The 8936-nt window shown below is 56.1% G+C and carries 7 protein-coding genes; 3 read left to right on the top strand and 4 right to left on the bottom strand.

Annotation, left to right across the window (positions count from 1 at the left end; genetic code table 11):
• Positions 1-586, bottom strand: a 586-nt coding sequence (locus VAE48_RS14030) for an SDR family oxidoreductase (RefSeq protein ID WP_322793953.1), incomplete at its 3' end; no start/stop codon positions are given.
• Between the two features lie 348 nt (positions 587-934).
• Entirely contained in the window at positions 935-2620 is a 1686-nt protein-coding gene (locus VAE48_RS14035) for a hypothetical protein (RefSeq protein ID WP_322793954.1), read from the bottom strand.
• A gap of 325 nt (positions 2621-2945) precedes the next feature.
• Here VAE48_RS14035 and VAE48_RS14040 point away from each other — a divergent pair, with 325 nt between their 5' ends.
• Genes VAE48_RS14040 through VAE48_RS14050 form a run of 3 tightly spaced genes read left to right on the top strand, consistent with a single transcriptional unit; the run spans position 2946 to position 7017 of the window.
• Complete coding sequence (locus tag VAE48_RS14040) at positions 2946-3941, top strand: GntR family transcriptional regulator (RefSeq protein WP_322793955.1); 996 nt, start codon at positions 2946-2948, stop codon at positions 3939-3941.
• A complete protein-coding gene (locus tag VAE48_RS14045) occupies positions 3938-5980 on the top strand; it encodes an alpha-galactosidase (protein ID WP_322793956.1) in 2043 nt (680 codons plus the stop codon). Before VAE48_RS14040 ends, VAE48_RS14045 begins: the two co-directional genes overlap by 4 nt.
• Positions 5981-6015: 35 nt before the next feature.
• Positions 6016-7017, top strand: coding sequence for a hypothetical protein (locus VAE48_RS14050; protein WP_322793957.1), 1002 nt, complete (start codon positions 6016-6018; stop codon positions 7015-7017).
• 6 nt (positions 7018-7023) lie between these two features.
• Here the strand turns inward: VAE48_RS14050 and VAE48_RS14055 are convergent, their stop codons facing one another.
• Both VAE48_RS14055 and VAE48_RS14060 read right to left on the bottom strand, forming a co-directional pair.
• Positions 7024-7905, bottom strand: coding sequence for a carbohydrate ABC transporter permease (locus VAE48_RS14055; RefSeq protein ID WP_322793958.1), 882 nt, complete (start codon positions 7903-7905; stop codon positions 7024-7026).
• Positions 7906-7919: 14 nt separating this feature from the next.
• Positions 7920-8810, bottom strand: a complete 891-nt coding sequence (locus VAE48_RS14060) for an ABC transporter permease (protein ID WP_322793959.1) — start codon at positions 8808-8810, stop codon at positions 7920-7922.
• Positions 8811-8936: the final 126 nt, after the last annotated feature.

Raw genomic sequence — 8936 nt, forward strand, 5'->3', positions numbered from 1 at the left:
ATTCACTTTCCAGCTCGTTCACGCCGTTGACCACGCTCATCGGCGTGTCCACAAAGCCCGGCGCGATGGCGTTGACCAGAATCCCGCGTTCGGCCAGTTCCAGCGCCAGGGCGCGGCATAACTGGTTGATGGCGGCTTTGGCCATGCTGTAGGCGCTGGCGCCGCGCTCGGCGCGTTCGCCGTGAATCGAGGTGATGTGGATGATGCGCCCGCCGCCGCTCATGAATGCGGCTGCCAGCCGCGAAAGGCGCAGTGCGCCGTTGACCATCGTGTCAAAAGAAGCGCGCCATTCCTCCAGCGGGTCGGTCATCAGATCGGCGGTTTGAAACACCCCGGCGCAGTTGACCAGCGCATCCAGGCGTCCCCAGTATTGGAGAGCGGATTCCAGCCGTTGGGCGGTATCAGCCTGGGCGTAATCACCGGCGCAGATAAAATGATCGCCCGGCGGCAGTTCTGCAAGCAGGCGGTTGAGCAGCGCCTCACGGCGTGCCACCAGTCCAACGTTCCAGCCCTCGCGCGCAAAGCGCAGCGCGGTTGCCCGGCCAATTCCGGAGGATGCTCCACTGATCAGAACATTTTGTGTCATAGGTTGCCTTTGAGGAGGATAAAAAAAACAGAAACTTATCAAAAGTTGAATTCGCGGCCGATCGTTTTCTCATGAACCTGAGAATTTTTGGCAATACCTGCACCTGCCTGAAAAACGCCCCGATGATTTTGGGAGGGGGGTAAATGCCTTGCCATTCAGGTTTTAAACTGATTCGGAACTTACGTAATTATACCTTTGGTATAAGGTTTCCCAGCAAGATTCAGTTAGTTGCCGTGGCAGGTGCTTACGCCAAACTCCATCTGCCTTCCGCATTTTCAACCAAGCCGTTGATCGAGTGCGGGTAGATTCCTCCTGCACAGGAGAGGTTCGCTGCGTCAAACTGGATTTTTACTCTCCCGGCCGGTGATACAGTTTGAAGGTGCCTGTTTCAACGACGCCCTCGCCACTCAATTCTTTGATCCATTCCTTTTTTGCAAAGTACTCACCGCCAAGGATTTCCCAATCGGTGGCAGTATAGCCACCTCCGGCATTCACGGGCAAATTCATTCCACCCCCAAAGGTCAGTTGTTCTAATAATTCGGCAGGCGGAACAGAAATGCCACTATCCATGTCACCTAATTCCTCAAAATGGGTGACGAGATAAATACCCCACCATAGCGGGCTGGGAGGAAAAGTGTATGTAACATCTGGCGGGCCCGGACAGGTAATCGTAAAAGATTCAGTAGTGCGTTCCGGAAAGTAGGTCATATTTAAATCGCGCACATAGCCCAACTGGTCATTGGGTGAGTGGGTATCGGAAATGTATGCAAAGTCAATTAGTTCAAACGTACTGCCGCCCCGCTGATTGTTCACGCGGCAGCCTTTTACTCGAAACTCGAAAGATTCGTTGACCAGCGGGGCTTTGCCGGTAAATTTCATATCCCCTGTGTTGAATCGTATAGGTATCTTTGAGCGGACAACCGAGTCATACCCGTCTCCTCCGTCATCAAATGAACCCGAAGAATAAAATTCCAGGTCAAAACGCAGGCATTGTTCGGTCAGGCGGCGGGCTTCCTGCGTGAGAGGCGTTCCTCCTTCAGGAGTGCCAAGCAGTTGAGATTGCCTTTCAATCCCTAACCAAACCGGGATCATGCGATGGATGATATGATCTTTGGCGCAAAGTTGGTATTCTTCCTTCAGGCAGGTCATACCCACCGTTTCAAATAAGTTTTGCATGTTGCTCGCATCCTCATCTGAGCTCATGCCCAGTAATTGTTTCTGGCGTTCAACACTCAAAAGGGTTTGGAGTGCCAGTCTGCCGGCTGCGCAGGACTCTCCGGCGGCGGAAAGGCGAGGTTGAACCACTTCCCGGTCAAACCGTGCGAACAGGTCTTCGAAGATGGTTTTCAGGTCATCCCCTGTATCGCCAGTACCGAGCAGTTGTTGCTGGCGGACACGACCGAGCTGATAGGCTGCTTCACTTTGCAAACGGGATTCAGCTGCTCCACCCAGCCGTTGGCGGTACGGTTCGATATCCGCCAGCAGTCCCTTCGTGACCCCGTATCCGCTGAAGTGTTGAATCAAAATCTTGATTTCGGCGGAATTGATAACCGGTGCTGCCAGGGTTAACTCGTTCTGGCTGCCCTGAAAACCGTACAAAATTTGCTGATCTAGGGGGATTTCTTGTGGTGGAGTGATGGTCAGGGTTAGAAAATTGTTGAAGAAGGCGCCTTCAGGTTCAAGCTGCACCGCCATGACCTCGCTGCTGCCAAAAGGGATGCCTTCCAAACTGGCTAGAGGAGTCATGCTGATGAGGGTTTCGGTTGTCAGGGCGTCTGGCGGGATTTCCAGTGTGTAACGGGTGCCGTCGGCACCGGAAACCGTCAGGGAACCACCTTGCAGGGGAATGAGAGCCTGCACCTGGCGAGCAATGTCCGGCACGGTTGTGATCACCAGAGGTTCGTTGGTTGTTTCAAAGATCCATTGAAATTCTGCCTGACTGGCTCCGCGGTCAGGAGCGGTGGCTGGATTGTTACCCGGTCGGCAAGCGGAGAGTATCAAAACAAGAAGCAGGAAAACAGAAAATTGTTTCATGAAATTGTCCAATTTAGAATATTTATATAATTTATCATTATTGTCTATTTTAGTACGCTGGTGGGTGAAGTCAAGTGGTTATTCCAATGAATACCATTTTTACTCGACAGGCACAATGCCCCCAAAAAAATGCCCCGGTGTATGGAATGTCCTGAAGATACACTCTTCTTCTCATCCGAAACCGAGGCCGATGCCGGTCGAGAGACCTCCTCCGAACCTTGACCGATAAAAAAATTCAACTTTGTTTGACAGAAAGGCAGCATGAATATATACTTACCGCAAACAATGTCATTTGTCCGTGTCTTTAGACAAACGGGAGGTGCTTATGACGCGTGAACCTGTCAGTGCCGAAGCGGTGGCACAGGCCATTCTCCGGCGAATCAACAGCGGATTGTACGCTCCAGGCGACCGTCTGCCGCCGGTGCGCAAACTGGCTCAGGAAATTGGCTCGAACCGCAATACGGTTAATAAAGCCTATCAGATGCTGCTGGACATGGGGGTGATCGAACTCTCTGCCAGCGGCTGGCACGGTTATACCGTGCGGCGCAGCGAGGGCGGTGCGACCAAAACCAAGAGCGAACTGCTGGATTATTTCTACAACCAGTTTGTCGAAATGGTCTGGCAGGGGATGGCGGCCGGGCTGAGCTCGGAGGAATTGATGGAAATTCAGCGCAAGGCAGTCTGTGAAGTTTATGCCCAGAGCATGGTGGACCTGATTTTTTACGAATGCAATGATTACGACACCATCGAGATGGGCAAACGCCTGAATGAAGTCCTCAACCTGCCGGTGGAGTATAAGAACATTTCCCATTTTTACAAAAATCCGGCGGCGGTGCTGAAAAGCAAGGACCTGGTCATCACCACCTACCATCACCTTGCCGAACTGACCAATGTCATCCGCCGGGAGGGCTTTCCACCCAATAAAATTGTCGGCATAGATACGCGCCTGACGGCCGATTCGCTGCTCAAAATTGCCCGTCTGCCCAAAGAGCGCATTGCCGTGATCTGCACCAATCAAAACACAGCCCACACCATCAAACACATTCTCTACGGTTACCGGCCGGAATGGCAGATTGAAGCGCTGGCTGCCGAAGACCCGCAGGCGGTGCGTCAGCTGGTGGAGTGGTGCGATCATCTGATTGTGACCCACACCAGCGCCGACCAGATTCAGCAGTGGACGGGACGCATGCCGGATGTGGTGGTCAACTTTCAGATTGACGAGCAGTCCATCGCCTTTCTGAATCAGCGCATTCAGCAGATTCGCATGCAAAAACTGCCGGTGGAAGCCCGCGCTGAGCGCTTCGGTGAGGATCCGGAATGAGTGAGACCGATTTCCGCCTTGAGCAGGAGGGCAGCGGGTTTGAATTTGTCCTCGAACAGAACCGCCTGCGATTGACGCAAATCAGCAGTCCGTTGCGAAACTGGCTGCATCCGGTATTGCCCTCCGGTTTGTTTGGGGTGACCGTCAACGGACGGCATTACACCAGCCAAGACCTTACTTTCACCGGCAGGGAGCAGCTTCAACCGGCTGCCGGGCTGGTTGAGCATGTGCTGCGTTTCAATGGGGAAGGCTGGGCCGTTGAGCAGGTCTTCCGCTGTTTCAGCCAGAGCGGAGTGTGGGAACTTGAGCCGCGCCTGATCAACCGCGGGCTGGCAGAATTGCAGGTCGAGCGGCTGGATTCGCTGGATGTCACGCTGCTGGCGGACGGTTTGAGTCTGCTGGGGTTCAGCGGCAACTGGGGCAGCGAGTTCGAGCCGCAGCCCTTCAAACCCTATCAACATTTTGTGCTGGAATCGCGCTCGGGACGTTCTTCCAAAGGGCATCATCCTTTTGCGGCAATGTTCACACCGGAAGGGGAGGCGCTTTCGGCGGCGGTAGCCTGGTCGGGTAACTGGGTGCTGCGTTTTGAGCCGCTGGATGGCGGTGGAGTGCGGCTGAGCGGCGGGCTGCACGACTGGCTGTTTTCCAAACGCCTGAAGCCGGGCGAATCGCTGAGCGGTGCGCCGCTGGTTCTGGCGGGCGGGGCCGACTTGAATGAGATTTCGCAGCGGCTGGCACGGGTCGGACGGCAGTTCTGGTACCCGCGCAACCCGCTTTCGGAGCGTTTGCCGGTGGAGTGGAATCACTGGTGGCCGTATGAGGATGTCGAAATCAACGAAGCGGTGTTTTTGGCCAACGCCGAAAAGGCCGCCGAACTGGGGTTTGAGGTGTGCACGCTGGATGCCGGCTGGTTTGGCCCGGCGGATGCCGAAACCTTCTGGTACGATTACCGCGGCGACTGGCATCTGGTCAACCGGCGTCGCTTTCCACACGGCATCCGTTATCTGGCGGAGCGTGTCCATGCGCTGGGGATGAAGTTCGGCATCTGGTGTGAAATTGAAGCGCTGGGTGAAAAGGCCAGTCTGGCGGTGGAACGTCCGGATCTGCCTGCTCTGCGGGACGGCCGACCGCTGGGGTATATATGCATGGGCAACCCGGCCGGCCGCGAGTGGGCCTATCAGACTCTGGCGCGGCTGATCCGCGAATTCGGGGCGGACTGGATCAAGGTGGATTTCAACCTCGACCCGGGCGCTGGCTGCAACCGCACCGATCACGGTCATCAGGAAGGTGACGGATTGTACGAGCATTACCGCGGCTATTACAGCGTCCTGACGCGCATCCGGCAGGATTTTCCCGATGTGGTGCTGGAAAATTGCTCATCGGGCGGGCTGCGCATTGACCTGGGCATGCTGCGCCATACCCACATGACCTTTCTTTCCGACCCGGACTGGCCAGTGCATGACCTGCAGATATTCTGGGGCGCCAGCGCCATGCTTGCCCCAAATGTGCTGCTGCACTGGACGTACAGCCACTGGCGCAACACTGACCCGCCGCCCTACCAGCGCTTTGACCCGTTCGACCCCGCCCTGACCCGCGAAAAATGGGATTATTACACGCGCATCTCGATGCTGGGCTGGTACGGCATCTCCCAAAAACTGACCGAAATCCCGGCCTGGCTGGCTGGGCGAATCGGGCAGCACAACCGCCTGTACCAGCGCCAAGTGCGCCGCTTTATCCGCGAGGCGGATTTATACCGCCTGACCGACCAGCCGCGGCGCAACGGGACAGGCGAGCGCTGGGCGGCTTTCCAGTATGCCCTGCCGGATGGGAGCGAGCATTTGCTGTTCATCTTCCGCCTGCCGGGCGGGGAAAAGCGGCGGATCATCCGTTTGCAGCAGTTGCAGGCGGAGCGCGTTTATACGGTGCGCGGGCTGGAAGGGGAAGTGGAATGGCAGCGCAGCGGGCGCAGCCTGATGCAGGACGGGCTGGAGATTGACTTTCTACCGGAGGAAGGCTCGCTGCTGCTGATGGTGCGGTAAAACACAAAAACGAAGCAGAATACGGAGAAAAGAAGATGAGCGAACCTCAAAAATTGCGTGTAGCCAATATATCTATTGCCATTGAACCGGTTGAAGAAATGCACTTCCCAAGCCCAGCCGATTGCAACAGCCCCTGCTGGTGGCGGGATGGTGAGCTACGCGTGCTGACCTCCACCGGTCACCCGGTGCTTTCGGCGGGCAGTGACCTGAATCACCTGTCCCGCATCGGAGAAATCACTTACACCGCCTGGCGGGACGGGGGCAGGTGGATTGAATCAGTATTCCCGGATGAGGACGGCACGCTTTACGGCTGGTATCACAACGAACCAGCCCATTTGATTGGCGAGGAGTACCAGCAGGGCCGCCAGTTCCGGCTGACGGCGCCGATGATTGGGGCGGTGGTCTCCCACGACAACGGCGCTACCTGGGACGATCTGGGCATCATCCTCAACGGTGGACCGGAAACGCTCAATCTCGAAAAGCATAACTACTGGTTTGCAGGCGGCAACGGCGATTTCAGCGTGATTCTCGACCGCGAAAGACGCTATTTTTACTTCCTATTTGGTACCTACTACCGCGATGTGGCCCAGCAGGGCATTTCTATGGCACGCATGCGCTTTGAGGACCGCGCCTGCCCGGTGGGGCGGGTGTGGAAATGGCACAACGGCGGCTGGACGCAACCCGGCCTGCTGGGTGCGGTGACGCCGGTCATTCCGGTGCAGGCCGACTGGTACAGCCCGCAGCCGGATACCTTTTGGGGGCCTTCGGTGCACTGGAACCGCTTCTTGCAGCAGTATGTCATCCTGATGAACCGCGCCATTGACCCGCGCTGGGGGCAGGACGGCATTTACCTCAGCCTGACGCCTGACATCAGCGACCCGCACAGCTGGACGCCGCCGGTTAAGATTCTGGATGAAAAGGGCTGGTACCCGCAGGTGATCGGGCTGGAAGAAGGCGATACCGACCGCGAGGCGGGCGAATCGGCGCGCCTGTTCATCCACGGAGTTTCGCGCTATATCCTGCGCTTCTCGTCGTGAGGCAGCCTATTCCTTGACCGCACCGAGCATGATGCCGCGCACGAAGTAGCGCTGCAGGAACGGATAAATCATCAGAATCGGGATCATCGCCACAAACAATTTGGCGGCGTTGAGCGTGGCGTTGGAGAGTTTGGCCATCAACTGCGCTTGCCCGCCGTGCAGGATAGGGCGGTCGGCAATGACCAGCTGCTGAATGTAGGTTTGCAGCGGGTAGTTGTCCGGGTTGTTCATCAAAATCAGCCCATCGAAGAAGGAATTCCAGTGGCCGACGATGGAAAACAGGGTGATGGTCGCCAGCGCCGGCAGCGAAGTGGGCAGGTAAATGTGCCAGAGCAGCTGCCAGGGGTTGGCGCCGTCAATGCGGGCGGCCTCATCCAGTTCTTTGGGAATGTTGCGGAAGAAATTCATCAGGATGATGACATTCCAGATCGGCACTGCGCCGGGCAGAACCAGCGCCCAGATCGAGTCGATCAGCCCATAACCGGCAATCGTCAGGTACCAGGGGACGATGCCGACGTTCAAAATCATGCCAAAGACGAACAGCCACACAAAAACCGTGCGGCCGGGGAAGGCCTTTTCGCTGCGCGAGAGTGGAAAAGCGGTCAAAATGGCCAGCCCAAAGTTGAGCAGCCCGCCCAGGACCACCCGCAGCACCGAAATGCCGAAAGCACGCCAGAATTTGACATCCTTCAAAATGTAATCGTAAGCGGTCAGGTTGAAACCCACCGGCCAGAGTTTAACCATCCCGCCGCTCACTGCTGCCCGTTCGCTGAGCGAGATGGCCAGGGTGTTGATTAGCGGCAACAGGGTGGAAATGCCCAGCGCCAGTAAAAAGGCGGCAATCAGCCAGTCCACAATGCGGTCTTGCAGTCGTTTGGAATAGACCATGAGGTGTGTACCTCCTAAAAGATGCGGTAATTGGCAAACTTGCCGGCAAACCAGTAAGAAATGCCGATCAGGATGAGCGAAACCACCGTTTTCAGCAGGCCGACGGCGGTACCGATGCTGTACTGCCCCTGAATCAGGCCGACGCGGTAAACATAGGTATCCAGAATATCACCGGTGGAATAGACGATGGGACTGTACAGGTTGAAAATTTGATCGAAACCGGCATTGAGAATGCCGCCCAGGCTCAGGCTGGCGACCAGCACAATGGTCGGCAGGATGCCCGGAATGGAGATGTACCACATTTTTTGAAAGCGGTTGGCGCCGTCCAATTCGGCGACCTCGTAAAGGGTGGGGTCAATTGCCGTCAGCGCGGCCAGATAAAGGATGGCTTCGAAGCCAAATTCCTTCCACACATCGCTGAGGATGATCAGCCACGGGAAGACGTCCGGCCGGCCCAGAAAATAGACCGGCGCGATGCCAAGCAAGCCTAAAAAGTCGTTGAGCAGCCCGTTGCGCGCCAGAATGGTGCGCAGGATGCCCGCCAGAATCACCCACGAGAGGAAGTGCGGCAGATAGACCATGGTTTGCACGGCGCGTTTGACGCGCAGGTAACGCAGTTCGTTGAGCAGCAGGGCAAAGGTGATGGCGGCCAGTTCGAGCAGGACGATTTTCATCACCGCGATGAAAATGGTGTTGTAGAACACCTGCCGCGCATCCCGCACACGGAAGATATAAAGGAAATTGTCCAGTCCGACCCACGGCGAACCCTGAATGCCAAGGGCCGGGTTGAACTTTTGGAAGGCAATGATGGAATAAAACAAGGGAACGAAAGTGAAAGCAAATAACAAAACCAGCCCCGGCAAGATCATTGCATAGTAGCTGAAACGATCCGAATTTTTACGCATGGGGATACCTCAGGCCAGGAAGACAGAAAACGGATAAAAATCCAGACTTAACGTCAATTCGGGATAAATCATTTTTACATCAACTTTCGAATTATCGGCCCCCTCCTGCACCTCCCCCAATATCGC

Origin of the sequence: Bellilinea sp., from assembly GCF_034432615.1 — a bacterium.
Classification (GTDB): domain Bacteria; phylum Chloroflexota; class Anaerolineae; order Anaerolineales; family Anaerolineaceae; genus Bellilinea.